At 70.8% G+C, this 24,110-nt stretch carries 27 protein-coding genes; 17 read left to right on the top strand and 10 right to left on the bottom strand.

Going from position 1 to position 24,110, the window contains the following annotated elements:
* Positions 1–87: 87 nt before the first annotated feature.
* Together IG08_RS0138025 and IG08_RS0138020 are read right to left on the bottom strand one after the other, a co-directional pair.
* Entirely contained in the window at positions 88–567 is a 480-nt protein-coding gene (locus IG08_RS0138025; RefSeq protein WP_030613848.1) for a nucleoside deaminase, read from the bottom strand.
* A 42-nt stretch (positions 568–609) separates the two neighbouring features.
* Complete coding sequence (locus IG08_RS0138020) at positions 610–1,815, bottom strand: MFS transporter (protein ID WP_030613845.1); 1,206 nt, start codon at positions 1,813–1,815, stop codon at positions 610–612.
* A 58-nt stretch (positions 1,816–1,873) separates the two neighbouring features.
* Here IG08_RS0138020 and IG08_RS0138015 point away from each other — a divergent pair, with 58 nt between their 5' ends.
* From IG08_RS0138015 to IG08_RS0138005, 3 genes are all read left to right on the top strand, one after another.
* Positions 1,874–2,251, top strand: coding sequence for a MerR family transcriptional regulator (locus tag IG08_RS0138015; protein WP_030613842.1), 378 nt, complete (start codon positions 1,874–1,876; stop codon positions 2,249–2,251).
* Positions 2,252–2,293: 42 nt separating this feature from the next.
* Positions 2,294–3,070 (top strand): GNAT family N-acetyltransferase, encoded by a 777-nt coding sequence (locus tag IG08_RS0138010; protein WP_030613839.1) that lies wholly within the window; start codon positions 2,294–2,296, stop codon positions 3,068–3,070.
* 63 nt (positions 3,071–3,133) lie between these two features.
* On the top strand, positions 3,134–4,057 hold the full coding sequence (locus IG08_RS0138005; protein ID WP_030613836.1) for an NAD-dependent epimerase/dehydratase family protein: 924 nt from the start codon (positions 3,134–3,136) through the stop codon (positions 4,055–4,057).
* On the opposite strand, the gene IG08_RS0138000 is transcribed toward IG08_RS0138005, so the two are convergent.
* Both IG08_RS0138000 and IG08_RS0137995 read right to left on the bottom strand, forming a co-directional pair.
* Positions 4,058–4,939, bottom strand: coding sequence for a GNAT family N-acetyltransferase (locus tag IG08_RS0138000; protein WP_030613833.1), 882 nt, complete (start codon positions 4,937–4,939; stop codon positions 4,058–4,060).
* Between the two features lie 279 nt (positions 4,940–5,218).
* Positions 5,219–5,482, bottom strand: a complete 264-nt coding sequence (locus IG08_RS0137995) for a GlsB/YeaQ/YmgE family stress response membrane protein (RefSeq protein ID WP_030613830.1) — start codon at positions 5,480–5,482, stop codon at positions 5,219–5,221.
* Positions 5,483–5,708: 226 nt separating this feature from the next.
* On the opposite strand from IG08_RS0137995, the gene IG08_RS0137990 reads away from it, so the two are divergent.
* Positions 5,709–7,175, top strand: a complete 1,467-nt coding sequence (locus tag IG08_RS0137990) for a M6 family metallopeptidase (protein WP_030613828.1) — start codon at positions 5,709–5,711, stop codon at positions 7,173–7,175.
* Here the strand turns inward: IG08_RS0137990 and IG08_RS0137985 are convergent.
* Complete coding sequence (locus tag IG08_RS0137985; RefSeq protein ID WP_030613825.1) at positions 7,162–7,713, bottom strand: ATP-binding protein; 552 nt, start codon at positions 7,711–7,713, stop codon at positions 7,162–7,164. The genes IG08_RS0137990 and IG08_RS0137985 overlap by 14 nt on opposite strands.
* A gap of 43 nt (positions 7,714–7,756) precedes the next feature.
* Positions 7,757–8,308 (bottom strand): GNAT family N-acetyltransferase, encoded by a 552-nt coding sequence (locus IG08_RS0137980; RefSeq protein ID WP_052425020.1) that lies wholly within the window; start codon positions 8,306–8,308, stop codon positions 7,757–7,759.
* A 31-nt stretch (positions 8,309–8,339) separates the two neighbouring features.
* Here IG08_RS0137980 and IG08_RS0137975 point away from each other — a divergent pair, with 31 nt between their 5' ends.
* Both IG08_RS0137975 and IG08_RS0137970 read left to right on the top strand, forming a co-directional pair.
* On the top strand, positions 8,340–9,077 hold the full coding sequence (locus tag IG08_RS0137975; RefSeq protein WP_030613819.1) for a phosphotransferase: 738 nt from the start codon (positions 8,340–8,342) through the stop codon (positions 9,075–9,077).
* A 165-nt stretch (positions 9,078–9,242) separates the two neighbouring features.
* Positions 9,243–10,010 (top strand): ArsR/SmtB family transcription factor, encoded by a 768-nt coding sequence (locus IG08_RS0137970; RefSeq protein WP_030613817.1) that lies wholly within the window; start codon positions 9,243–9,245, stop codon positions 10,008–10,010.
* A gap of 66 nt (positions 10,011–10,076) precedes the next feature.
* Here IG08_RS0137970 and IG08_RS0137965 read toward each other — a convergent pair whose 3' ends face one another.
* On the bottom strand, positions 10,077–10,517 hold the full coding sequence (locus tag IG08_RS0137965) for an SPW repeat protein (RefSeq protein WP_030613815.1): 441 nt from the start codon (positions 10,515–10,517) through the stop codon (positions 10,077–10,079).
* 226 nt (positions 10,518–10,743) lie between these two features.
* On the opposite strand from IG08_RS0137965, the gene IG08_RS0137960 reads away from it, so the two are divergent.
* Complete coding sequence (locus IG08_RS0137960; RefSeq protein ID WP_030613813.1) at positions 10,744–10,932, top strand: hypothetical protein; 189 nt, start codon at positions 10,744–10,746, stop codon at positions 10,930–10,932.
* Between the two features lie 24 nt (positions 10,933–10,956).
* On the opposite strand, the gene IG08_RS0137955 is transcribed toward IG08_RS0137960, so the two are convergent.
* Positions 10,957–11,874 carry a LysR family transcriptional regulator gene (locus IG08_RS0137955; protein ID WP_030613811.1) on the bottom strand — a complete coding sequence of 306 codons (918 nt, stop codon included), beginning with the start codon at positions 11,872–11,874 and terminating at the stop codon, positions 10,957–10,959.
* 137 nt (positions 11,875–12,011) lie between these two features.
* On the opposite strand from IG08_RS0137955, the gene IG08_RS63145 reads away from it, so the two are divergent.
* The 6 genes from IG08_RS63145 (at position 12,012) to IG08_RS0137930 (ending at position 17,611) form a co-directional block, all read left to right on the top strand.
* Positions 12,012–12,095, top strand: coding sequence for a putative leader peptide (locus IG08_RS63145; RefSeq protein WP_356352894.1), 84 nt, complete (start codon positions 12,012–12,014; stop codon positions 12,093–12,095).
* A gap of 109 nt (positions 12,096–12,204) precedes the next feature.
* Positions 12,205–13,326 carry a dimethylsulfone monooxygenase SfnG gene (gene sfnG / locus IG08_RS0137950; RefSeq protein WP_030613809.1) on the top strand — a complete coding sequence of 374 codons (1,122 nt, stop codon included), beginning with the start codon at positions 12,205–12,207 and terminating at the stop codon, positions 13,324–13,326.
* Between the two features lie 46 nt (positions 13,327–13,372).
* On the top strand, positions 13,373–14,590 hold the full coding sequence (locus IG08_RS0137945; protein WP_030613807.1) for an acyl-CoA dehydrogenase family protein: 1,218 nt from the start codon (positions 13,373–13,375) through the stop codon (positions 14,588–14,590).
* A gap of 60 nt (positions 14,591–14,650) precedes the next feature.
* Positions 14,651–15,205: an NADPH-dependent FMN reductase gene (gene ssuE, locus IG08_RS0137940; protein ID WP_030613805.1), complete on the top strand. Its 555-nt coding sequence runs from the start codon at positions 14,651–14,653 to the stop codon at positions 15,203–15,205.
* 23 nt (positions 15,206–15,228) lie between these two features.
* Entirely contained in the window at positions 15,229–16,413 is a 1,185-nt protein-coding gene (locus tag IG08_RS0137935; RefSeq protein WP_030613802.1) for an SfnB family sulfur acquisition oxidoreductase, read from the top strand.
* Positions 16,414–16,465: 52 nt separating this feature from the next.
* Complete coding sequence (locus IG08_RS0137930; RefSeq protein WP_030613799.1) at positions 16,466–17,611, top strand: LLM class flavin-dependent oxidoreductase; 1,146 nt, start codon at positions 16,466–16,468, stop codon at positions 17,609–17,611.
* Between the two features lie 102 nt (positions 17,612–17,713).
* Here IG08_RS0137930 and IG08_RS0137925 read toward each other — a convergent pair whose 3' ends face one another.
* Complete coding sequence (locus tag IG08_RS0137925) at positions 17,714–18,733, bottom strand: acyl-CoA dehydrogenase family protein (RefSeq protein WP_030613797.1); 1,020 nt, start codon at positions 18,731–18,733, stop codon at positions 17,714–17,716.
* 98 nt (positions 18,734–18,831) lie between these two features.
* On the opposite strand from IG08_RS0137925, the gene IG08_RS0137920 reads away from it, so the two are divergent.
* The gene (locus tag IG08_RS0137920) at positions 18,832–19,188 is read left to right on the top strand and encodes a YciI family protein (RefSeq protein ID WP_030613793.1); all 357 of its coding nucleotides are present in this window, start codon (positions 18,832–18,834) and stop codon (positions 19,186–19,188) included.
* Positions 19,188–20,399 carry an RNA polymerase sigma factor gene (locus tag IG08_RS0137915; RefSeq protein WP_030613790.1) on the top strand — a complete coding sequence of 404 codons (1,212 nt, stop codon included), beginning with the start codon at positions 19,188–19,190 and terminating at the stop codon, positions 20,397–20,399. The genes IG08_RS0137920 and IG08_RS0137915 overlap by 1 nt, the downstream gene beginning before the upstream one ends.
* Here the strand turns inward: IG08_RS0137915 and IG08_RS0137910 are convergent.
* On the bottom strand, positions 20,365–21,477 hold the full coding sequence (locus tag IG08_RS0137910; protein ID WP_030613787.1) for a substrate-binding domain-containing protein: 1,113 nt from the start codon (positions 21,475–21,477) through the stop codon (positions 20,365–20,367). The genes IG08_RS0137915 and IG08_RS0137910 overlap by 35 nt on opposite strands.
* A gap of 254 nt (positions 21,478–21,731) precedes the next feature.
* On the opposite strand from IG08_RS0137910, the gene IG08_RS0137905 reads away from it, so the two are divergent.
* Positions 21,732–23,054, top strand: coding sequence for an aldehyde dehydrogenase family protein (locus IG08_RS0137905; protein WP_030613784.1), 1,323 nt, complete (start codon positions 21,732–21,734; stop codon positions 23,052–23,054).
* A 312-nt stretch (positions 23,055–23,366) separates the two neighbouring features.
* A complete protein-coding gene (locus tag IG08_RS0137900; protein WP_030613781.1) occupies positions 23,367–24,077 on the top strand; it encodes a chitinase in 711 nt (236 codons plus the stop codon).
* Positions 24,078–24,110: the final 33 nt, after the last annotated feature.

The following is a 24,110-nucleotide window of genomic DNA, read 5'->3' as shown; positions in this document are numbered from 1 at the left end:
GGAGGAGACCGGGCCGTCCACCTGGTCCGGGTTCCTTTTCGATCGTAGGCACCGGGAGCCGACGGCTGCATCCCGAGACCGCGGAAGCTACCGCTGGTGAAAGCGGCGGTGCAGCGCACGCACCTCGTCGACGAGCTCCGGCACCGGCCCCTCCACGACCACGCCGGGCGCCACCTCGTGCACGGGCAGCGTCCGGACCGGCGGCGCCGGAACGCCCAATTGGCCGAGCCACTCGGCCAGTTGCTCCGACGAGGCCACGTACACGATGCGCCCGAGGCCCACCCAGGCGTGCGCGGCCGCGCACATCGGGCAGTGCTCGCCGGAGGTGTACACGGTCGCCGCCGCCCGCTCCTCGGGCGTGAGATGGGCCGCGGACCAGCGCGCCAGTTCGAACTCGGGGTGCCGGGTGCGGTCGCCGGAGGCCACCCGGTTGTGGTCCTCGCCCAGCACCGAGCCGTCTGCGCCCACCAGCACGGAACCGAAGGGCTCGTCCCCGGATTCCAGCGCCTCGGCCGCCAGCGCGACGCACCGGCGCAGATACGGCAGTTCGCTGTCCTTCACGGCCATGGCGTACGGCCCTCCTCGTGACGTGGATCTTCGCTGGGCAGCCTATGTTCGTCGGCGCGCGGCCGGGAAGGCGTACCGGCGGCCCAGCGTCACCGCGGTGAGGGCGAGGGCGACCAGCGGAAGCGCGGTCCAGGGCAGGGCCCCGGCGCCGAGGTTCTCCAGGACGACACCGCCGGTGAGCGAACCCACGGCGATGCCCGCGTTGTACACGGTGGTCTGCAACGAGGTCGCCACGTCCGCGTGCTCGGGCCCCGAGGCGTCGACCAGCGCCGTCTGGATCAGCGTCGGGGCACCGCCGAAGGCGACGCCCCACAGGGCCACGGCGGCGAGCAGCAGGGCAGGAGCCCCTGCGTGCAGTCCGAGGGCGAGCATCACGGCGACGCACAGGGCGAGCGCGCCGAGCAGGGTGGTGCGCAGATGCCGGTCGACCAGCACCCCGGTGAGCCAGATCCCGACGACCGTGGCTGCTCCGAACACCAGTAGCACCAGGCCCGTACGACCGAACCCCGCATGCGCCGCGAACGGGGCGACGTACGTGTACATCACCTGATGCCCCACCAACAGGAACAGTGTGACGGACAGGACGGCCGGGATCCCCGGCAGCGCGGCCACCCGCCCCAGCGGCATCCGCGCGCCCGGCGCCTCGCCCGGGAAGCCAGGCACCCGCCACCGGACCCAGAACGCCAGCAGCACGGCGAGCCCGGCCAGCACACCGAAGGCAGCGCGCCAGCCGAGCGCCCCGGCCACCGCGGTCCCCGCCGGCACCCCCAGGGACAGGGCGAGCGTGATCCCCGCGAGCACGATCGCGATCGCCCGCCCGCGCCGCTCGGCCGGCACCATCCGGGCCGCGTACCCGACGAGCATCGCCCACAGCGTTCCGCCCATGCACCCGGCGACGAGCCGGGCCCCGAAGGTCAGGGCGTACGACGACGACAGGGCCACCACCGCATTGCTGAGCGCGAACCCGAGCAGCGCACCGACGAGCACCGGCCGGCGCGGCAGCCCGCGCAGCAACGCGGTGAGCGGGACCGCGGCGGCGAACGAGGCCACCGCGTACCCGGTGACCAGGAACCCGACGCGCGCCTCGGAGACGCCGAGGGCCGGTGCCATGCGGGGCAACAGTCCCGCGGGCAGCAGCTCGGTCATGACGGCGGTGAAGGCGGCCGTGGACAGGGCGAGCAGCCCGGACCAGGGCAGCGGTGCGGGTGTGGGCACGGCTGTGCCCTTGGCCAGGGAGGTGGTGGACATGGGACCATGCTCGGACCTTCACATCAGTGTGAAGGCAAGGGCGAACCCGGAGCGCGTCATGAAGATCGGCGAACTGTCCCGCCGTACCGGCGTCCCCACGCGACTGCTGCGCTACTACGAGGAGCAGGACCTGCTCCACCCCGACCGGGCCGAGAACGGCTATCGCGACTTCGGCGAGCCGACGGTCCGGGATGTCCAGCAGATCCGCGGGCTGCTCGACTCGGGTCTGACCACGGAGATGATCCGCGCGATCCTGCCGTATCTGTCGGGCCCGGAGGAGATCCTGCTGCCTCCCGAACACCTGACGCCCGAGACGGCCGCCCTCCTGGAGGCTCATGTCGACCGCATCCAGGCCCGTATCGACTGCCTGGCCCGCAACCGCGACCGGCTGAGCGCGTATCTCGCGGCGGTGCGGACCGAGGCCGGGCAACCGTAAAACGATATTGCCGCGCGGGCTTGCGGATGATGGAGTGGGCACATGGATCACGTTGGGGTACTCGCGCTCTTCGACCGGGACATGCGTGAAGGCGCCCAGCCGGACGGCCCAGGTGCCCGCGTCGAGCGGGTCGGCGGTGTGGTCCGCCAAGTCGCCGATGCGCACGGCTGGAACGGCGTCGTCTGGTCGGACTTGGACGAGGCCGGCGCCGACGCGGCGATCGCCGAGCAGATCGCCCACTACTCCGGGCTCGGGCACGAGTTCGAGTGGAAGCTGTACGGGCACGACCTGCCCGTCGACCTCGGACAGCGGCTCAGGGATGCCGGGTTCACCGCCCTGCCCGAGGAGACGCTGATGATCGCCGAGGTCGCCGACCTGACCCTGGACGTCGAGCCGCCCGAGGGGATCCGCCTGCTGCCGGTCACCGACCGGAGGGGCGTCGACCTCGTGGCGGACGTGCACGAGGAGGCGTTCGGCACCGACAGTTCCCGGCTGCGGCACCAGCTGCTGGCCCGGCTGACGGACGACCCGGACTCGGTCGTCGCCGTGGTCGCGCTCGCCGGTGACGTGCCGGTGAGCGCGGCCCGCATGGAGATGGTGCCCGGCACACGCTTCGCCGGCCTGTGGGGCGGCGGCACCGTCGAGGGCTGGCGCGGCAAGGGCATCTACCGCGCCCTGGTCGCCCACCGGGCCCGCGCGGCCGTGGATCGCGGATACCGCTACCTCCAGGTCGACGCGATGAGCGCGAGCCGCCCCGTCCTGGAACGCCTCGGCTTCGAACCGCTGACGACCACGACGCCGTATGTGTACGTGCCGTAGCACCACATTTTTCCGGCACCGCCGGGATGTCACATCCGGGACCGCCCGATCCGTCGCATGGTCATGACGACGAACCGGAAGAACCAGAGCATCCTCCTGGCGGGCGCGAGCGGCGTCCTCGGCGGACACATCACCCACGCCCTGACCGAGGCGGGCCACAAGGTCACCGGGCTCGGCCGGGGACAGGGCAACGGCGTCCGAGCCGACCTCATGGACCGTGACGCCCTGCTGCGCGCCGTCGACGGACAGCACTTCGACACCGTCATCCACGCGGCGACCGCCCTGCGCAAGTCGCCGATGCGCCACCGCGACATGCACGCCACCGACGCCCTGCGCGTCGACGGCACCGCCCACCTCATCGAGGCCGCACAGGCCACCGGCGCGAGCCGCTTCATCTCCGAGTCGATCGTCCTCGGATACGGCTACGGCGACTTCGGCGACCAGCTGCTCACCGAGGGCGACCCCTTCGGCCCGCGCGGCACCACCCCGGAGCTGGAACGGCATCTCGAAGGCATGCGCATCAAGGAGCAACTCACCTTCGGCACAACGGGGTTGGACGGCATCGCACTCCGCTACGGGCTGTTCTACGGCCCTGGCGGCACCGAGGCCATCGTGGACATGCTGCGCAAGCGGCAGCTGCCCGCCCCCGGCGACCACGGGCGCGTCCTGCCGTGGATCGAGCTCACCGACGCGGCCCGCGCGATGGCCGCCGCGGTCGAGCACGGCCGCGCCGGCCAGGCCTACAACATCGTGGACCGCACGCCGCTCGGCTTCCGGGGCCATGTCCTGTGCGTGGCCGAGGAGTTCGGTGTGCCGAAGCCGATGACCGTACCGCGCTGGCTGGTGAGGCCGATGTCGTACGTGCACGTGATGATGCAGGCGAGCATGCGGGTCTCCACGGCCAAGGCCGAGCGGGAACTGGGCTGGACACCCGTGTACGCGTCGAGCCGCGACGGCCTGGCCGCCCTGCGGGCCGCAGCGCACTGATCACAGGTCGAGCTGGTACTCCACCGCCTTGTGCGTCGGTAGGTACCCGAGCGCGTCGTTGACGGCGAGCATGGGCGCGTTGCTGTCGGCGGTGTCGGTGCACAACCCGGAGAGTTCCGGGTGCTGTTCGCGGGCCCCGCGGATCGACGCCGCCTTCATCCAGCGGGCCAGGCCCCGGCCGCGGTGTTCGGGCAGGACAGCGGTGCCGTAGTGCTGGCCGTCGCCCAACCCGTCGCCGGGCACGACGAGTTCGGAGAACCCGACCACCGTGCCGTCCGCCGTGTCCACGGCGGCCACGGTGTGCAGCAGGTCCCCGCGCTTCGCGACCGCCTCGGCCGCGGCGACCACGCGCTCCACGTCCCAGACGACCGCGCCGTAGTCGGTTCCCTCCATCGGCATGTCGTCCATGGCCCGCCGCGAGTCGGCGTACGACCGCGCCAGCTCCGTCGGCACGGTGCCGGCCCACTCGGTCAACCGGTAGCCCGGATACGGCCGTTCGACGAGCGCGCCGATCGCCGCGAGATCGGCGTCGTCCAGCGGGAGCCGGGCATACGTCAGGGCCAGCACCCCGCGAAATCCCCGCGCGGCCAGGAACAGGTCGGCGGGGGAACCCTGGACCGCCTGCGCGAGCACCGACCTGCGTCGCTCGGCCCGCGCCGCGACCACCGCGGCGTCCAGCAGCCGCGTGCCGACACCCTGGCGCCGCTCGGCGCCGTGCACCGCGATCTCCAGCTCGGCGAGGTGCTCCTGGCCCTCCTTCGTGAACAACCGCAGGAAGGCGGACCCGAGCGGAACCCCGTCGGCCCCGGCGGCCAGCCAGGCGAGGCGGCGGCTCGAGGCGCCGGGTTCGGAGTCGGCGAGCGGGGTGAGGTGCAGGGACAAGTGGGTCTCCGTCACGGGGAGTCGGGGTGAGCGGTCGAAGCTGAGCGCTCCGCGGAAGTGCCGCGAAGTGCCGCCGTTCCGCTGCGGCGTCCTCGTGGGTGGTCGCGCAGTTCCCCGCGCCCCTCCCTGCGCCCCTTCGGGGCGCTGTCGAACCGCAGCGGACTTCGCCGGACCTGTTGTAGCCGCCGTGCCGTGACGGGCGCAACGGGATTTGCGGCGCGTCGGAGTCGCCCGACGCGCCGCTTTCTCTCCCGCCGTGACGTCGTGTTCCCGCGAACGTCAGCGGCGTCCCCTCGACCGGTCCAGCGCCGCCACGCCGACAGCGGCGAGGCCGATCTGGATGAGCCACTCGATCCAGTCGAGGCCCTTGGTGTCGGCCACGTCGAAGGCGCCGGCGATCGCCGAGCCGATCAGCGCGGCCACGATGCCCACGACGATGGTCAGCAGGATCCCGATGCGCTGGCGTCCCGGGACCACGAGCCGGCCCACCACGCCGATGACGATGCCGATCACGATGGCACTGATGATGCCGTCGATCTCCATCTCCGCCCCTTTTCGTCAAGACCCCCGCACTGGTTCGGTTGCCCGCTGGAGACGGGGACAGTCCGCAGTACGCCTGTTCAGCTTTCGGGTTGCCATGTACCGTTCAATCGACCGGTCGCACGGGTCCGTGCGATCGAAGTTCTACGCGCGCAGATGCCCTTTGTCTACGCGCGTAGGTCCGGCCCCGCACAGCTCCTTCCCCCTTCCCCTCACGGAGGTAAGCCGGATGCCAGGACACACCAGACCCCACAGACCCCGCCGCAGACTCAGCGCGGTTCTCGCCGGGATCGGCCTCCTCGTCACGGGCACCGCCGTCCAGGTCGCCGCCACCCCGGCCGCCGCGGCCACCCCGCACCGCATCCTGTTCGACAACGCCCACGCCGAGACGGCCGGCAACGCCGACTGGATCATCTCCACCAGCCAGCCCGACCCCCTCGGAGAGGACTCCTCGCCCTCCTCCGAGAGCGACTGGACCGGCGCCATCTCCTCCTGGGGCGTCGCCCTGCAGCAGACCGGCGACTACAGCCTGAAGACGCTGCCCTCGGGCAGCAGCCTCAGCTACGGCGGCTCGTCCACGACCGACCTGTCGAACTTCGACACGCTGGTCCTGCCGGAACCCAACACCCTCTTCACCACCGCCGAGAAGACGGCGATCATGACCTTTGTCCAGAACGGCGGCGGTCTGTTCATGGTCTCCGACCACACCGGCGCCGACCGCAACAACGACGGCGAGGACGCGGTCGAGATCCTCAACGACCTGATGACCAACAACAGCGTCGACTCCACCGACCCGTTCGGCTTCTCCATCGACTCGCTGAGCATCTCCTCCGACTACCCGAGCGCCATCAGCGACAGCTCCGACCCGGTGCTGCACGGTTCCTTCGGCACGGTCACCAAGAGCCTGATCGCCAGCGGTACGACGGCCACCCTCAAGCCCGCCGACAACGCGAACGTCAAGGGCCTGCTCTACCGCACCGGTTACTCCGGCAACACCGGAGCCTTCTTCGCCACCAGCACCTTCGGCAGCGGCCGCGTCGCCTTCTGGGGCGACAGCTCGCCCATCGACGACGACACCGGCCAGTCCGGCAACACCCTCTACGACGGCTGGAACGACTCCGGTGCCACCAACGCGGCCCTCGCCCTCAACGCCACCGAATGGCTGGCCGGTGCGAGCGATGACGACGGTGGCGACGACGGGGGTGGCGACGACGGTGGCACCTGCACCGCCGCCCAGCTCCTGGGCAACAACGGCTTCGAGTCGGGCAGCAGCACCTGGAGCGCGACCAGCGGTGTGATCACCAGCTCCAGCAGCGAGTCCGCCCGGACCGGCTCCTACTACGCATGGCTCGACGGCTACGGCTCCGCGCACACCGACACCCTGTCCCAGTCGGTGACCATCCCGTCCGGCTGCACCACGGCCGCCCTCAGCTTCTACCTGCACATCGACACCGCCGAGACCACGACCAGCACCGCCTACGACACCCTCAAGGTGCAGGTGCTCAACAGCTCGGGCACGGTACTCGGCACCCTGGCCACCTACTCCAACCTCAACGCGGCCAGCGGCTACACACAGCGCAGCTTCAGCCTGGCGAGCTATGCCGGCCAGACCGTCACCCTCAAGTTCACCGGTACGGAGGGATCCACCCTCCAGACGTCGTTCGTCATCGACGACACGGCACTCAACGTCGGCTGACCCCTGCCGGAGCCCATCCGGTGGCGGCCAGTGCCTCGGCCGCGATGTCGGTCACTGTGCGCCCGTCGGTCACCACCCGCAGGGTGCCCGCGGGCGCACGCTCGTCCAGGAGCCGCGCCTTGCGGGCACTGTTCCTCAGCTCTTGCTCCAGTTCGGAGCCGAGCTCCCGCCCGGTCAGCCTCCGTTCGACCGTCTCGTCGGTGGCGGTGAGCAGGACCCGTACGATCCGGACGGCGTCCCCCATCGCCCGCCGGAACATGCCCGTCGCCTCCTCCAGGACGCTCACGGTGTTGGTGTAGACGAGGCGCCGGTAGCCGAGCTCGGCGTAGTTCCCCCACACGGCCGTCAGGTTGCGCTCACCGATGGCGGCCCGGTGGGGATCCCCGTCGGGCGCCGGATGCACCTGCCCCATGAAGTCCCCGTCGATCACGGCGTGTGCGACCGCGGCCGCCCGCAGCCGGGCCGAGACCTCCCAGCCCACGGTCGTCTTGCCGACCCCGGCCCGTCCGCCGATGAGCAGCACCTCCGCGTGATCCATACGGGCAGCGTGCCAGTCGGAGTCGCCGGCCGGCCACGGAGTTTCACGGCCTCAGGCTCCAGGTCCGCAGGGCGATGGGGTGGCCCCTCGACACCCGCCGGACCGGTGCGTCGTCCGTGAGGGCGAATCCGCAGGACCGGGCGACCGCCTCGCTCGCCGCGTTCTCGGCGTCGATGCACAACACCACGCGTCGGGGCCGCAGTTCCCGCGCGGCGTACCCGGAGGCGAGCCGCACCGCCCGGGCCGCCAGGCCCCGCCCCCGGTGGGCGGCGCCGACGCCGTACGCGAGTTCCGCGTCGCGTTCGTCCGACTGGCTGCGGAACAGGAGTATTTCGCCGAGGGGGCGGATGCCGTCCGTGGTGATGGCAAGCTGCACCTTGCGCCCCTGGGCCTGTCCCTCCCGCGCGCCCGTGAGGTAGGCGCGCGCGGCGTCGAGGTCGAAGGGGGAGGCCACCGGGGTCCACCGGGCGATCTCGGGATCGTCGTAGAGCGTGACCAGGTCGGCGAGGTCCTCGTCCGACCACTCGCGCAGCCGGAGCCCGTGGCCTTCGAGCCGCAGCGGTGACGACAGGGTGAAACTCCGGTTGGTGTCCATGTGTTGATCCTGCCCCAGAGGAGGCGGCCAGGTGGAGGAGTCGGTGCTCGGCGGCGGTGCGGTCAACGAGGTGGTCCGGGTGGGAGCCACGGTGCGGCGCACACCGTCGGGGCGGTCGGGTTTCGTACGGGAACTGCTCGCGGTGTTCGAGCGCGCCGGGTGGCATGGGGCGCCTCGGTTTCTGGGGACGGACGGACGCGGCCGGGAGACGTTCGGCTACATCGAGGGACGGGCGGCCGTGACACCGGGGGAGCGGGCCGCCGCCCGTACCGACGCGAGCCTCGTCCGCGTGGCCCAACTCGTCCGGGAGTTCCACGACTTGACGCACGGCACACCACTCGCCGCCTACCAGGACGTCGTGTGCCACAACGACCTGGCTCCGAAGAACACCGTGTACGCGGTGGCGGGCGGTGAGTGGCGGCCGCTGGCCTTCATCGACTGGGACCTCGCCGCTCCGGGCGAGCGGATCCACGACGTCGCCCACGTGTGCTGGCAGTACCTGGATCTCGGGCCGGACGTGCCCGACGTACGGGAGGCGGCTCGGCGGCTCCGGCTCGTCTGCGATGCCTACGGCCTCGACGGACGGGACGGGCTCCTGGACGCGATCCTGTGGTGGCAGGACCGGTGTTGGAGGGGGATCGAGGCCGGGGCGGCGCGCGGCGAGCCGGCGATGGTGGGCCTGCGTGGACAAGGGGCGGTCGACGAGGTGCGGGCCGCAGGGGAGTGGGTCGCCGGTCACCGGTGCGAGCTGGGGGCCTTGCTGCACTGAGACGATCGCCGGGCTCTACGGCTCCGCGTCAGGCGTCAGGCATCTGAGTGGCCGAGAGGGTCGACCGGGTCGGTCTTGTCGGGCTGCGGTGTCGAGTCCGCGAGGCTTGACATGCAGGTAAGTGCCTGCATAACGTTGAGTGTGCGATCAGGAGACGACTCGGAGATGGACAAGGTCTTCAAGGCGCTGGCCGACGAGACGCGCAGACGGCTGCTTGACCGGCTGCACGAGCACAACGGCCAGACCCTCGGGGAACTGTGCGAGCGCATCGACATGGCGCGGCAGTCGGTGACCCAGCACCTGGCCGTCCTGGAGGCCGCCAACCTGGTCGCGACGGTGCGACGGGGGCGGGAGAAGCTGCACTACCTCAACCCGGTCCCGCTCCACGAGATCCAGGAGCGGTGGATCGACAAGTTCGAGCGCCCGCGCCTCAGCGCGCTCGGTGCCGTGAAGCGACGAGCCGAGGAAGCCATGACCGACAAGCCCGCATTCGTGTACGTCACCTATATCCACAGCACGCCCGAGAAGGTCTGGGACGCCCTCACCGACGCCGACCTGACCGCCGCCTACTGGGGCCACCGCAACGTCTCGGACTGGCAGCCCGGCTCACGCTGGGAACACGTCCGTACGGACGGCTCCGGCATCGCCGACGTGGTCGGCACCGTCGTGGAGAGCGAACGCCCCAGCCGCCTCGTGACCACCTGGGCCGCCCCCGAGGAGGAGGGCCGGCAGGACAGGCACTCCCGGGTCACCTTCGACATCCGGCCGCACGCCGACATCGTCCGCCTCACCGTGACCCACGAGGACCTCAACGACGAGGGCGAGCTCTCCGACGTGTCCGGCGGCTGGCCGGCGGTGCTGTCCAACCTCAAGTCCCTCCTGGAGACCGGCAGCACGCTGCCACAGGCGCCGTGGGAGGTCCCGGCGAGCTGACCGGGGCGTGAAACGGCCGGTCCGCGAGGCGCGGACCGGCCGACGTGTCGTCCTTTCGGGGTGTTCCTACGGCTTGGGGGCGCTCTTCGCCGCCGTACCGGTGCACATCAGCCCCAGGATCACTGCGAGGGCGCCGATGATGATGTTGTTCAGTGCGACACCGGCGTCCGGGCTGTCGCCGACGACCCAGGGCGCGATGATCATCCAGACGCCGACCGCGCAGAAGGCCCAGCTCAGGCCGTACATGCGCTCGGGAGTCTGGGTGAATCCGAGGGCCAGCAGGCCTATCGCGATGCCGACGATGAGGTTGTGCGTCACGAGCGCCGGCTGACTCGTCGTGTAGTGGAGTATCCAGGGGGATACGGCGCAGTACAGACCGAGGAGGAACACCGGTCCGTCCACGAGCGCCACATCGCGACCGCCGAGCATACGGGCGTAGCGTGCCCGCATTTCGGATGCGTCAGGGTGGCTGGTGATGTCACCTCTGGTGGGCGAGACGTTGGCCATTTCTCGTCTCCTTTGACTTGCAGGCCTGACCGCGTCTGGCGCGGTATGCGGTAAGCGCCGCGTACGTACATTCTGCGCTTATTTCGCCTTTATGTGTAGAGGTCAGCGGGGCCGACGGTACGGCTGTGGCCGCCGAAGGGCCCGTCCGGGCCCGCGGACACATGTCGACGCGGATTCAGGGCAGGCGCTTGGTACGGGGACTCGCTTCGAGTCGAGTCGAAGGTCGATGCCGGAGGTGGCTGCGGCTATGGGCGCGAAGGTGTTGGAGCGGTTTCCTGCGGGGGCTCCGCGCGGATCGTGGCCGGCGGAGGAGTACGCGGCCCGGCGCCGAGCCGAGGGGTTGCCGGCAACGGTGGTGATGGACCTGCAGTCGGACGCGTTCCTCGTGGTGGTGCCCGCCCGCGACGAGGACTGACCCTTCAGTCAAGCGTTCCGCCCATCAGTCAAGCGTTCCGCCCAGCTCACCGGCTCTGCGCACGAACGCCTCGTACAGGTCCTGCGCCGCCCGGGGCGCGGACTCGGCGCGGCGGCGCTGGAGCATCAGCAGGACCTCGGTGGAGTCGTCGGAGATCGGACGGTAGGTGATCGCGCCCCGTCGCTCCAGGGGATCGCCGATGACGCTGAAGTCGGGCAGGAGCGTGGCGCCCAGCCCTTCGGCGACCATCAGCTTGCCCATTTCGGCGCCGTCGGTGGAGAACGAGAAGTCGGGGGAGCGGCCCCGCAGCAGCCGGTGGGCGTACCGGTGCATCACATAGCCGGAGCGCATCGCGATCACCGGCTCCGGACCGTCGAGCACATCGTCGACCGTGACGGCGGGCAGCGTGGCGAGCGGACTGTCCGGGCGCAGACACAACACCGGACGTCCGCGCAGCAGTTCGGTGCTCTCGAAGTCGGCGGGCAGGTCGTCGCCGTCCAGATGGTTCACCAGACCGAGGTCGAACCCGCCCTCCAGCAGGGCCCGGTGGATCTCGGACTGCTGAGCGCCCACCACCTCCACCTGCGTCGCCGGATGGGCGGCACGGAACTCCCGTACGGCCGGGATGAGCAGCGGTACCGTGGCCGCGTTCACCGTGCCGACCCGCACCATGCGGCTGGTCCGGTGCTGCTCTCCTGCCGCGCCGCGCAGCCGGTCCACCGCGTCCAGCACGTTGATGATGTGCGGCAGCAACTCCCGGCCCTCGGCACTCATCCGGGCCCCGGACCGTTTGCGTTCCAGCAGATCGACGCCCAACTCACGTTCCAGGTTGCGCACGGTCTCGCTCAGCGCGGGCTGCGAAAGACGGAGTTCCTCGGCTGCCCGGCGCAGCGAACCGAGCCGGGTGACCGCCGCTATGTATTCCAGCTGCTCTATTCGCACTCACGCACAATGCGGCGTTCCTGTCGCATGGTTCAAGGGTTTCCCTGTCACACGTTCGTGAAATTCAATGGTCCGGGATGCGAGACCGGTCGGGTTTTCCTTGACGCCTCTCGCCGTCGGCTGCCACGATCGATGGCATGAAGATGCGACTGGACCTCACGCGGCGACGCCACGTCGACCTCGCGCGCGTCTCCAGCGCCTCCTGTTGCCCCGCGGCCTGATCCCCGCCCCGATCCGCCGCGCCCTTTCCGCACCGCCTGAATTCACACCGACTTTCGTGCCGGTCGGTTTCGGCGTGCCCGAAAACACATTTCGCAACAGGAGTTCCGCATGCCTGCCGCGCCCGTCAAATTCGCCTACTGGGTCCCCAACGTCAGTGGGGGACTCGTCACCAGCAAGATCGAACAGCGCACCGACTGGGGATACGACTACAACCGCGAACTCGCCGTCCTCGCCGAGAACAACGGCTTCGACTACGCGCTCAGCCAGGTCCGCTACATGGCCAGCTACGGCGCCGAGTACCAGCACGAGTCGACCAGCTTCAGCCTCGCCCTGCTCCTCGCCACCCAGCGCCTGAAGGTCATCGCCGCCGTCCACCCCGGCCTGTGGCACCCCGGCGTCCTCGCCAAGCTCGGCGCCACCGCCGACCACCTCTCCAACGGCCGCTTCGCCGTGAACGTCGTGTCGGGCTGGTTCAAGGGCGAGTTCACTGCCCTCGGCGAGCCCTGGCTGGAGCACGACGAGCGCTACCGCCGTTCGGAGGAGTTCATCCAGGCCCTGCGCCAGATCTGGACCGAGGACCACACCGAACTCGCCGGTGACTTCTACCGGTTGCGCGACTTCTCCCTCAAGCCCAAGCCCCTCAACACCCCCGAGCGCCCGCATCCGGAGATCTTCCAGGGCGGCAACTCCACCGCCGCGCGACAGATGGCCGGCCGGGTCTCCGACTGGTACTTCTCCAACGGCAAGGACTTCGACGGGGTCACCGAGCAGATCGCGGACGTCCGCAGGTCCGCCGCCGAAGTCGGCCGTACGGCACCCAAGTTCGGACTCAACGGCTTCCTCATCGCCCGGGACACCGAGGCCGAGGCCCGCGAGACCCTCCGGGAGATCGTCGCGCAGGCCGACCACGAGGCCGTCGAGGGCTTCGGCGCGGCGGTCAAGCAGGCCGGCCAGTCCACCGGGGACGGCAAGGGCATGTGGCAGGACTCCAGCTTCGAGGACCTCGTTCAGTACAACGACGGCTTCCGCACCGGCCTCATCGGCACGCCCGAGCAGATCGCCGAGCGGATCGTCGCCTACAAGAAGCTCGGCGTCGACCTGCTCCTCCTCGGCTTCCTCCACTACCACGAGGAGGTCGAGTACTTCGGCAAGCGCGTGCTGCCTCTCGTGCGCGAGCTGGAGGCTCAACTCCCGGAGACCGAGGGCGAGTCCGTCCCCGTTCACGCCTGACCAACCCCCACCTTCCGCACCGCACTGCGCGAAAGAGGTCATCAGCATGAGCACCGCCACGAACACCGACTGGCAGACCCGTCCGGCCCCGCAGTCCGCCCGGGACTGGATCGCCCGCGCCGCCGAGGTCGCCGCCGTCCTCGCCACCGACGCCGCCGCACGCGACCGCGCCGGCGCCACCCCGTACGCCGAGGTCCAGCTCCTGAAGGACTCCGGCCTCGTCACCCTGCTCGGCCCCACGGAACACGGCGGCGCGGGTCAGGACTGGCCCACGGCGTACCGGGTGGTCCGCGAGGTCGCCAAGGCCGACGGCTCCGTCGGCCAGCTCCTCGGCTACCACTACCTGTGGAACTGGGCCGCCCGCCTGGTCGGCACCCGCGAGCAGTGGGAGCACGTCGAGGCGGAGGCGGCCAGGAACCGCTGGTTCTTCGGCGGGGCCGTCAATCCCCGCGACAAGGACGTGCTTGTCACCGAGGACGGCGACGACCTGGTCTTCACCGGCCGCAAGTCCTTCTCCACCGGCAGCAAGGTCTCCGACGTCACCGTCCTGGAAGGCGTCCTGGAGGGCACCGACCAGCACGTCTTCGCGATCGTGCCCTCCGACAGCGAGGGCCTGACCTTCCTCGACGACTGGGACAACATCGGCCAGCGGCTCACCGAGAGCGGCGGCGTCATCCTCGACGGGGTGCGCACCCCGTGGGCCTCCGCGGCGGGCTACGTCGACAAGCAGTTCCAGCCGCGCACCTACAACACCCTCAACGTCCCCACCATCCAGCTGGTCTTCGTCAACTTCTACCTGGGCATCGCGGGCGGCGCGCTGGAGACGGCGGCCACCTACACCCGTACCAAGTCCCGGTCGTGGCTCCATGGTGGCCACGAGCGGGCGGTCGACGAGCCGTACGTCATCGACGTCTACGGCGACCTCACGGCCAAGCTCTGGGCGGCCGAGGCCCTCGCCGACGCCGTCGCCGCCGAGGGACAGAAGCTGCACGAGGACCCCGACGCGGTCACCGAGCAGACCCGCGGCGACTTCGAGGTGCGGGTGGCCGCGGTCAAGGCCCGTGCCACCGACGTCGCCCTGGAGATCTCGAACCGCATCTTCGAGGTCACCGGAGCCCGCTCCACCGCCACCGCGGAGGGCCTCGACCGGTTCTGGCGCAACGTCCGCACCCACACCCTCCACGACCCCGTCGCCTACAAGCGGCGCGAGGTCGGCCGCTGGGTCCTCGAAGGCGAACTGCCCGAACCCACCTGGTACTCCTGACCGCTTCCCCAGGGGCGCCTCCCGCCGCGGAGGCGCCCCTCCTCCCCGAAAGAGGACCGCATGGCCACCGTCCTGTCCGTCTCCGGCAGCCCTTCCGCCTCCTCCCGCACCAACCGGCTGCTGCGCCACCTCGACCGGCGCCTGATCGCACAGGGCCACGAGGTGATCCCGCTCGACGTCCGGACCATCCCGGCCGAGGCCCTGCTCGGCGCGGACTTCAAGCACCCGGCGATCGTCGAGGCCACCGAGCTGTTCGCCCGCGTCGACGGCGTGGTCGTCGGCACCCCGGTCTACAAGGCGTCGTACTCGGGCGTCCTCAAGGCGCTCCTCGACCTGCTCCCGCAGTACGCCCTCACCGGCAAGACCGTGCTGCCGCTCGCGACCGGCGGCACCACCGCCCACGTCCTGGCCATCGACTACGCGCTCCGCCCCGTCCTCAGCTCCATGGGCGCGGCCCACATCGTGCAGGGCTGGTTCACCCTCGACAAGGACATCACCGTGCACGAGGACGGATCGCTGACCGTCGCGCAGTCCGCGACCGAGGCCCTCACCCAGGTGGTCGACCAGTTCTCCACCGCCCTGGGCCACCGGCCGGTCCTGGCCGCGGCGAGCTGAGCGCCGTGACCACCCCTGACGCCGTGTCCGCCCATGTGATCGCCGACGACGCGGAGGCGCTCGCCGTCGCCGCGTCGCTGGCCGAGGAGTTCCGCACGGGCGCCTCCGCACGGGACGTCGAACGCAGGCTGCCGCATGAGGAGTTGGACCGGCTGTCCGCGTCCGGGCTGCTCGCGGTCACCGTCCCCGCCGAGCACGGCGGAGCGGATGCCACCGCACAGACCCTCGCCGAGGTCTTCCGCCTGCTGGGCTCGGCCGACGGCAGCCTCGCCCAGATCCCGCAGAGCCACTTCGCCTACGTCAACGTGATCCGCCGTCAGGGCACCGAGGAGCAGAGGAAGTTCTTCTTCGCCGAGCTGCTGGCCGGCCGCCGCTTCGGCAACGCCCAGTCGGAGGCGGGCACCAAGCACGTCCAGGACATCCGCACCCGCCTGGAACCCCAGCCCGACGGCTCCTACGTCCTCGACGGCGTCAAGCACTACTCCACCGGTGCCCTCTTCGCCGACTGGATCCCGGTGCTCGCCCGCGCCGAGGACGACAAACTCCATGTCGCGTACGTGCCTCGGGACGCGCCGGGCCTCACGGTGATCGACGACTGGGACGGCCTCGGTCAGCGTACGACCGCCAGCGGCACCGTCCGCCTCGAAGGGGTCGAGGTACCGGCCGACCGGGTCCTGCCCCATCACCTCACCTTCGAGGGTCCGCAACTGCACGGTGCGGTGGCACAGTTGCTGCATGCCGCCATCGACGCGGGGATCGCCGGGGGAGCGCTGGCCGAGGCGGCGGAGTTCGTACGGACCAAGAGCCGCCCCTGGTTCGAGAGCGGCGTCGAGACGGCCGCCGAGGATCCGTTGCTGATCCAGCGCTTCGGCGAACTCGCCCTCCAGGTACGGGCATCCGAGGCACTGGTGCGGGAGGCCGCCCGGACCGTGGACGCGGCACGCGCCGACCTCACCGATGACTCGGCGGCCGAGGCGTCCATCGCCGTGGCCGCGGCGAAGGTGCAGGCGGCGCAGGCCGCGGTGGAGGTGGCGAGCGCGTTGTTCGAGGTGTCCGGCACCCGCTCTGCCCTCAACTCGCTGAATCTGCACCGGCATTGGCGCGACGCCCGCACCCACACCCTGCACGACCCGACCCGCTGGAAGATCCAGCACATCGGCCGGTACGTGCTGAGCGGCACCAAGCCACCTCGTCACGGCCTGCTCTGAAGGGCGCCCCTGATGACCTGTTCCCGCGGACATTCCTGATCGGAGACCCCACGTGTCACTCACCTTCCACTGGTTCCTCCCCACCAACGGCGACAGCCGCCACGTCGTCGGCGGCGGCCACGGCACGCCGGCCACCGTCTCGGGACGGGACCGGCCGCCGACGGTCGCCTATCTGAGCCAGATCGCCCGCGCCGCGGAGGATCTCGGCTTCGAGGGGGCGCTCACCCCTACCGGCGCCTGGTGCGAGGACGCGTGGCTGACCACCGCGATGGTCGCCCAGCAGAGCGAACGGCTGAAGTTCCTGGTCGCCTTCCGGCCCGGCTTCGTCTCGCCGACGCTCGCCGCGCAGATGGCCTCCACGTTTCAGCGCCAGACGGGCGGGCGGTTGCTGCTGAACGTCGTCACCGGTGGCGAGAGCCATGAGCAGCGGGCCTACGGCGACTTCCTCGACAAGGACGCCCGGTACCGCCGTACCGGTGAGTTCCTGGAGATCGTACGGGGGTTGTGGGAGGGCAAGACGGTCGACCTGGCCGGCGAGTACCTCCAGGTCGAGGACGCGAAGCTGGCCAGGGTGCCCGACCCGGTGCCCGAGGTGTACTTCGGGGGCTCCTCGCCCGTCGCCGGAGAGGTCGCAGCGAAGTACGTCGACGCGTATCTCACGTGGGGCGAGCCGCCGGCGCAGGTCGCGCAGAAGATCGCCTGGATCCGGGGGCTGGCGGCGAAGGAGGGGCGGACGCTGCGGTTCGGGATCCGGCTGCACGTCATCACCCGGGACACCTCCGAGCAGGCCTGGGCGGAGGCGAACCGGCTGCTGTCCGGGTTCGACGCGGAGACCGTGAAGTCCGTGCAGGCGGGGCTGGCGCGGAGTGAGTCGGAGGGGCAGCAGCGGATGCTGGCGCTGCACGCGGGTGGGAGCCGGGACGGGTTGGAGATCTACCCGAACCTGTGGGCCGGGATCGGGCTGGTCCGTGGGGGAGCGGGGACCGCGCTGGTCGGTAGCCATGAGGAGGTGGCCGAGCGGATCAAGGAGTACGCGGCGCTTGGTATTGAGGAGTTCATTTTCTCCGGGTATCCGCATCTGGAGGAGGCGTACTGGTTTGGGGAGGGGGTGTTGCCGAGGCTGGCTGCGGAGGGCTTGTGGGAGCACCCGTTCCGGAAGGGTGTGGTTCCGTCGGCTCAGGTGCCGTTCGCGAGTTGAGTGTGTGCGTTTCGGTTGTGTGGCGGCTGCGGGCCCGTGGGGGCTGGTCGCGCCCACACGGCGGAGCCGCACAATGTCACAGCCCCGCGCCCCTAGGTGGGTTCAGATGGTCAGCGCCTTCAAGTGTGCCGTGCGTGACTGCGCGGTCTGACCCTGTACCAAGAGGAACAGGCCTTCCCTGGCCAGGCGTTGGGCCTTATTCGTCAAGGTCAGGGAGCGGCCGCCGCCCGTCACGACCGCTGCTGTTGTCGCCGCCTGCATCAGCTCGTACGCCTGTGTTCTGATCGACAGACGGTCCCCTAGGCGGGTCGGGTCGTCGACCAGGGCGTAGGCCTGATCGCGGACCTTGGCCAGGCGGGCGCGGAGCGGCACGGCAGTCTCCTCGTCCAGCAGCGCCAGTGCCGCCTCCGTGATGCCGAAGACCGCCGGGTTGGCGTTCACCGTCTTCGGGCGGTCCGTCGCCGCCCACCGGTCGTACGGCGTCCGGAGCGCCACCGCCTCCTCGGGCAGCCAGAAGCCGTCCAGCTCCAGGGACACCGTGCGGGCCGCGGTGAGCGCCGCCAGGCGCATCGGCTCCGATGCCCGCAGGCCCGGCTGCTCCCGCGCCTCGGTGAAGGCGAACAGGGCCTCGTCGGCCTGCGTGACGCCCGCGAGCAGCATCACGTCGTTCAGGCCCCACCCCGTGTACCAGGGCACAGTGCCGTTGAAGCGCCAACCGCCCCGCTCCCGGGTGACGCGGACCGGGATCCGCGGGTACGCCCGCAAATGGGCGTAGGCCACTCCGGACAGCAGCTCGCCGCGCGCCAGCCGGCCGAGCAGGCGCTCGCGCACCGGGGTCTCGCTCTTGGCCAGCGTCTGTACCGGCGTGTGGTGCTGCGTCTGCACGAACCACGTCGAGCAGCAGGCGCCGGCCAGGATCTCCGCCGTCTCCCGCGCCACCGCGCCGGGTGCCGCCGCCCCGCCGTACTCCTTCGGAGCGCTCACCCCGAGCAGGCCCGAGCGCTTGATCTCCTCGAGGTGGCTCGCGGGCACGCCCTCCTGGTCGACGCGCTCGGCGTGGGGTGCCAGGAGGTCGTCGGCGAGGCGGCGGGCGCGGGTGACGAGGGGGTGCGGTGGGGTCATGGACAAGATTCTTCCGGTGTCGTGGCGTGCGGTGTCGATCCGGGGGTGTGCCGTTCGTGTAGGAGGTGAGAGAACACTCCGATGGCGAGGAGACCGTCATGCAGTACTACCTGCTCAACGTGATGCAGCCCGGATGGGACGAGTTGCCCGCCCCTGAGGTGCTGGCCGAGATCGGCGAGCGGCTCGACGCCTTCCACCAGGAGCTGCGGGAGGCGGGGGCCTGGGTCTTCGCCGGCGGGCTGCACAGCCCGGAGTCCTCCACCGTGCTGCGGCCCCGCGACGGCGACGTGCTGATCACCGACGGCCCGTACGCAGAGGGCAAGGAACAGCTGGGCGGCATCTGCGTCATCAAGGCGCCCGACCTGGACGCCGCCCTGGAGTGGGGTCGTAAGGCCGCACTGGCCACCACCCTGCCCATCGAGGTGCGCCCGTTCATGCACGAGTCCGAGGACTGATGCCACCGGACGTCGAGGCGGTCTTCCGCGCGGAGTACGGCCGCGCGGTCTCCGTCCTCGTCCGCTTCCTCGGCGACATCGATCTCGCCGAGGAAGCGGTCCAGGACGCCTTCACCACGGCCGTGCGGCGCTGGCCGGAGACGGGCGTGCCGCCCAGCCCGGCCGGGTGGATCATCACCACCGCCCGCAACCGCGCGATCGACCGGCTGCGCCGCGAGTCGACCAGAGAGGCCCGCCACACCGAGGCCGCCCTGCTGCACACCCCCGACGCGCCGCCCGAGGAGGGCCCCGTGCGCGACGACCGGCTCCGCCTCGTCTTCACCTGCTGCCACCCCGCGCTCGCGCCCCAGGCACAGGTCGCGCTCACGCTGCGCCTCCTCGGCGGGCTCACCACCGCTCAGATCGCCCGCGCCTTCCTGGTGCCCGAGCCGACCATGGCCCAGCGTCTCGTCCGGGCCAAGGCGAAGATCCGCAATGCGCGGATCCCGTATCGCGTGCCCCGCGACGCCGACCTGCCCGACCGGCTCAAGGGGGTCCTCGCCGTCGTCTACCTGATCTTCAACGAGGGGTACGGCGGCACGCCCGGCCTGTGCGCGGAGGCCGTACGCCTCGGCCGCCTGCTGACCGAGCTGATGCCGGACGAGCCCGAGGCCACCGGCCTGCTCGCGTTGATGCTCCTGGTCGAGTCCCGCCGGTCCGCACGGCAGGACGACAGCGGTGAGCTCGTGCCGCTGCCCGAGCAGGACCGCGGCCGCTGGGACCGGGATCTGATCACCGAGGGACAGGCCCTCGTCCGCCGCTGCCTGCGCCGGAACCGGCCGGGGCCGTACCAGATCCAGGCCGCGATCCAGGCCGTCCACAGCGACGCGCCGACCGCCGGGGCCACCGACTGGGGGCAGATCCTGCAGCTCTACGACCAGCTGATGGGCGTTGCTCCGAGCCCTGTCGTGGCCCTCAATCGCGCGGTCGTCGTGGCCGAGGTCGAGGGGCCGGGGGAGGCCCTCGACCTGGTGGACTCGCTGGACCTCGACGGCTACCACGTCCTCCATGCCGTCCGGGCCGACCTGCTGCGCCGCCTGGGCCGCGACAGGGAAGCCGTACGGGCCTACGAGACGGCCGCCGCGCTCACCGAGAGCCCGGCGGAACGTGCCTACCTCGAACGCCGGTGCCGGTCACTCAAGGGCGGGAACCGTGGAGATCCAGCTCCGTGAGCACATCGAAGTCCAGCCCGTCGGCGCGTGCCAGGTAGATCCGCTGGCGCACATGGCTGCCCCGCAGGTGCAGCAGCCCGCGCGGCCCCTCGTACGACACCGTGCCGGCCGCCGCCCCGATCGCCGCCACATCGAGCGTCCCGGCCTGCTTGAGGAGTGCGGCGAGCAACAGCACGCCCTCGTAACAGGATTCGCCGAGGCTGCCGAGCACGGGCGCCTCGATGCCGTACCGGGCCGCGTACTGGCCGTGGAAGTCGAGCGTGTCCTGGTTGGCCAGCGAGGCGAAGAACCCGGCGGTGCTGTAGAGGTCCGTGGTGGCCGAAGGGCCGCTCGCCATCAGCATGTTCTCGTCCATGAGTGTGCTGAGCCGCAGACAGCGCGCATCGAGGCCGTAGGCCGCGAAGGCGCGGTTGAAGCGCACCGCGTCGCTGCCCACCAGCAGCATCAGTACGCCGTCCGCGTCCGAGCGTTCGATGCGGCGCAGCACGGGCTCGAAGTCGTGGGTGCCGAGCGGGAGATAGACCTCGCCGTTCACGGTGCCGCCGGACTCGCGCGCGTACCCATGGGCCGCCCGCGCCGTACGCCGGGGCCACACATAGTCGTTGCCGACCACGAACCACCGTCGCACCTTGCGCTCGTGCGCCAACAGGCCCATGGCCGGGCGAAGTTGGTCGCGTGGTGTCTCGCTCGTCAGGAACACGCCGGCCGTGTGCTCGCCGCCCTCGTACAGGGCCGTGTAGACGTACGGCACCCGATGCGCGATCCGTGGCGCCAGCGCCTGCCGCACCGAGGAGATGTGCCAGCCCGTGACTCCCCGGACGACACCCAGATCCACCAGGGCCTCGACATGGTCGGCGATCTCGCGCGGCGACCCCCCGCCGTCGACGGGCAGCAGCCTCAGCTCCCGCCCGAGCACGCCGCCCGCGCGGTTCACCTCCTCGGCGGCCAGCTGCGCGCACAGCTCGCACGTGGGCCCGAAGATCCCCGCCGGTCCCTGCATGGGAAACACGAAGGCCACGCCGAGCACGGAGTCGTCTGGCGTGAACCACTCGGGGGCGGGGAGGTCGTGCCGGTGCATGCCGTCATGATTTCGGGTCCACCCGTCGAACTCCAGTCCGTCTCATACGGTGTGGCCCGCCCGTGACCCACGGATGCGCTGCCCACCCCCGGCGGCGACGCTCGACGCGTCGACTCGCGGGTGACGAGCGCCTCACGGAAAGTAGTTTCGATGGCCCCGGAATTTATGGAGGCCGCCAAAAGGTTGGTATATACATCTGACTGTCGAGACCGCCCCTGTCGGCCGAAAGGCCCGCACATCCCCAGCGAGGCACCGTGAACCACTCCACCCCCGAGCAGCCCGCCGACGTCGTGGCCCGACTGCGCGCCACCTTCCGCACCGGCCGCACCAAGCCCGTCGAGTGGCGTACGACCCAGCTGCGCCGTCTGCGCGAGATGCTCACGGAGAACGGCGCCGACCTGGCCGCGGCCCTCCATGCCGACCTGGGCAAGAGCTCCACCGAGGCCTACCGCACCGAGATCGACTTCGTGATCCGCGAGATCGACCACACCCTCGACCACCTCGCCGACTGGCTGCGCCCCGAGTCCGCCCCGGTCCCGGCGCACCTCGGCGGCGACGCGACGGCCTGGACGCAGTACGACCCGCTCGGCGTCGTCCTCGTCATCGCCCCCTGGAACTACCCGGCCCAGCTCCTGCTCGCCCCGGTGGTCGGCGCCCTCGCCGCGGGCAACGCGGTGGTCGTCAAGCCCAGCGAGATGGCCCCCGCCACCTCCGCCGCCATCGCCCGCCTGCTGCCCGCCCACCTCGACACCGACGCGGTCGCCGTCGTCGAGGGCGGCATCCCGGAGACCACGGCCCTGCTGGCGGAGCGCTTCGACCACATCTTCTACACCGGCAACGGCGCCGTCGGCCGCATCGTCCTGCGCGCCGCCGCCGAGCACCTCACCCCGGTCACCCTCGAACTGGGCGGCAAGTCCCCGGCGTTCGTCGACCGCGACGCCGACCTCGACGTCGTCGCCGACCGGCTGGCCCGCGGCAAGTTCCTCAACGCCGGGCAGACCTGCGTAGCCCCCGACTACGTGCTGACCGACCCGGAGACCGCCACGGCCCTGGAGCCGCTGCTGGCCCGTGCCGTCGAGACGCTGTTCGGCACCGACCCCGCCGCCTCCGGTGAGTACGGCCGCATCGTCAACGAGCGGCACTTCGACCGGCTCTCCGGCCTGCTCGACTCCGGCCGTACGGTCGTGGGCGGCGTCGGCGACCGTACGACCAAGTACCTCGCGCCCACCGTCCTCGCCGACGTCGACCCCAAGTCGCCCGTCATGCAGGAGGAGATCTTCGGCCCGATCCTGCCCATCGTCACCGTGCCCGGTCTCGACGAGGCGATCGGCTTCATCAACGACCGCGACAAGCCGCTCGCGCTGTACGTCTTCACCGCGTCCGAGGACACCCACGCCCGCATCGCCGCCGAAACCTCCTCTGGCGGCCTCGGCTACGGCCTCCCGCTCGCCCATCTCACCGTCTCCGACCTGCCGTTCGGCGGGGTGGGGGAGAGCGGCATGGGCAACTACCACGGCCGCTACTCCATCGAGACGTTCAGCCACCGCAAGGCGATCCTGGAGAAGCCGCTGCACTGACAAGCGAGCTGTGCCTTATCGGCCGGCCGTAGCTCCGCGGACAGCAGCAGTTCGATCGCGCCCTGGGTCATCAGGCCCAGGGCGCGATCGCGTTCCCTGTGGGGCGGCCGGAGGCGTCGGGCGTCGGGGCGGCGGCAGTTGACTGGTCTACACCCTTGACTGGTACATACCAAAGCGGTTGAGTGTGGCTCCACACCCCCCACCACGGCCGCCCCCACGCCGTGGCCGGTCAGACCGGCAGGTGCGACAAGGGTCTGCTGCGCGCTGCCCTTGTCCGGGAGCGGCCGTGCTCCGCAAAGGAGTTGATCCTCAGTGTCGAGGCGTCGTATCGCCGCAGTCCTGTCCTCGCTCGCCCTGGGAAGCGCCGCTCTGGTGCTCCAGCAGGCACCCACCGCGTCCGCGGCCGGGTTCGTCGTGAGCGAGGCGCAGTTCAACCAGATGTTCCCGAGCCGGAATTCGTTCTACACCTACAGCGGCCTCACGGCCGCCCTCGACGCCTATCCCGGCTTCGCGAACACCGGCAGTGACACGGTGAAGAAGCAGGAGGCCGCCGCCTTCCTCGCCAACGTCAACCACGAGACCGGCGGACTGGTGTACGTGGTCGAGCAGAACACCGCCAACTACCCGACCTACTGCGACTGGAGCCAGTCGTACGGCTGCCCGGCCGGCCAGGCCGCCTACTACGGACGCGGCCCCATCCAGCTGTCCTGGAACTTCAACTACAAGGCCGCCGGCGACGCGCTCGGCATCGACCTGCTGAACAACCCCTGGCTGGTGCAGAACGACTCGGCCGTGGCCTGGAAGACCGGCCTGTGGTACTGGAACACCCAGACCGGCCCCGGCACCATGACCCCGCACAACGCCATGGTCAACAGCGCGGGCTTCGGCCAGACCATCCGCAGCATCAACGGCTCCCTGGAGTGCGACGGCAAGAATCCGGCGCAGGTGCAGAGCCGCGTGGATGCCTACAACCGCTTCACCTCGATCCTCGGGACGGCCCCCGGAGACAACTTGTACTGCTGAGTGCCGTACAGGAGATCGCAAAGTGCGTACGAC

It is taken from the genome of Streptomyces fulvoviolaceus (assembly GCF_000718165.1).
GTDB classification, from domain to species: Bacteria; Actinomycetota; Actinomycetes; order Streptomycetales; family Streptomycetaceae; genus Streptomyces; species Streptomyces fulvoviolaceus.
The sequence above is the reverse complement of the archived record's forward strand: the minus strand, read 5'-3'. Positions and strand labels throughout refer to the sequence as shown.

Bases quoted from the DNA above. Each gene is read 5' to 3' on its own strand.
- IG08_RS0138025 (WP_030613848.1), bottom strand. From the start codon at position 567: ATGGCCGTGAAGGACAGCGAACTGCCGTATCTGCGCCGGTGCGTCGCG.
- IG08_RS0137945 (WP_030613807.1), top strand. From the start codon at position 13,373: ATGAGCACCGCCACGAACACCGACTGGCAGACCCGTCCGGCCCCGCAG.
- IG08_RS0137990 (WP_030613828.1), top strand. From the start codon at position 5,709: ATGCCAGGACACACCAGACCCCACAGACCCCGCCGCAGACTCAGCGCG.
- IG08_RS0138010 (WP_030613839.1), top strand. From the start codon at position 2,294: ATGGATCACGTTGGGGTACTCGCGCTCTTCGACCGGGACATGCGTGAA.
- IG08_RS0137965 (WP_030613815.1), bottom strand. From the start codon at position 10,517: ATGGCCAACGTCTCGCCCACCAGAGGTGACATCACCAGCCACCCTGAC.
- IG08_RS0137970 (WP_030613817.1), top strand. From the start codon at position 9,243: ATGGACAAGGTCTTCAAGGCGCTGGCCGACGAGACGCGCAGACGGCTG.
- sfnG (WP_030613809.1), top strand. From the start codon at position 12,205: ATGCCTGCCGCGCCCGTCAAATTCGCCTACTGGGTCCCCAACGTCAGT.
- IG08_RS0137995 (WP_030613830.1), bottom strand. From the start codon at position 5,482: ATGGAGATCGACGGCATCATCAGTGCCATCGTGATCGGCATCGTCATC.
- IG08_RS0138005 (WP_030613836.1), top strand. From the start codon at position 3,134: ATGACGACGAACCGGAAGAACCAGAGCATCCTCCTGGCGGGCGCGAGC.
- ssuE (WP_030613805.1), top strand. From the start codon at position 14,651: ATGGCCACCGTCCTGTCCGTCTCCGGCAGCCCTTCCGCCTCCTCCCGC.
- IG08_RS0137920 (WP_030613793.1), top strand. From the start codon at position 18,832: ATGCAGTACTACCTGCTCAACGTGATGCAGCCCGGATGGGACGAGTTG.
- IG08_RS0137980 (WP_052425020.1), bottom strand. From the start codon at position 8,308: ATGGACACCAACCGGAGTTTCACCCTGTCGTCACCGCTGCGGCTCGAA.
- IG08_RS0137960 (WP_030613813.1), top strand. From the start codon at position 10,744: ATGCCGGAGGTGGCTGCGGCTATGGGCGCGAAGGTGTTGGAGCGGTTT.
- IG08_RS0137985 (WP_030613825.1), bottom strand. From the start codon at position 7,713: ATGGATCACGCGGAGGTGCTGCTCATCGGCGGACGGGCCGGGGTCGGC.
- IG08_RS0137915 (WP_030613790.1), top strand. From the start codon at position 19,188: ATGCCACCGGACGTCGAGGCGGTCTTCCGCGCGGAGTACGGCCGCGCG.
- IG08_RS0137925 (WP_030613797.1), bottom strand. From the start codon at position 18,733: ATGACCCCACCGCACCCCCTCGTCACCCGCGCCCGCCGCCTCGCCGAC.
- IG08_RS63145 (WP_356352894.1), top strand. From the start codon at position 12,012: ATGAAGATGCGACTGGACCTCACGCGGCGACGCCACGTCGACCTCGCG.
- IG08_RS0138020 (WP_030613845.1), bottom strand. From the start codon at position 1,815: ATGTCCACCACCTCCCTGGCCAAGGGCACAGCCGTGCCCACACCCGCA.
- IG08_RS0138015 (WP_030613842.1), top strand. From the start codon at position 1,874: ATGAAGATCGGCGAACTGTCCCGCCGTACCGGCGTCCCCACGCGACTG.
- IG08_RS0137910 (WP_030613787.1), bottom strand. From the start codon at position 21,477: ATGCACCGGCACGACCTCCCCGCCCCCGAGTGGTTCACGCCAGACGAC.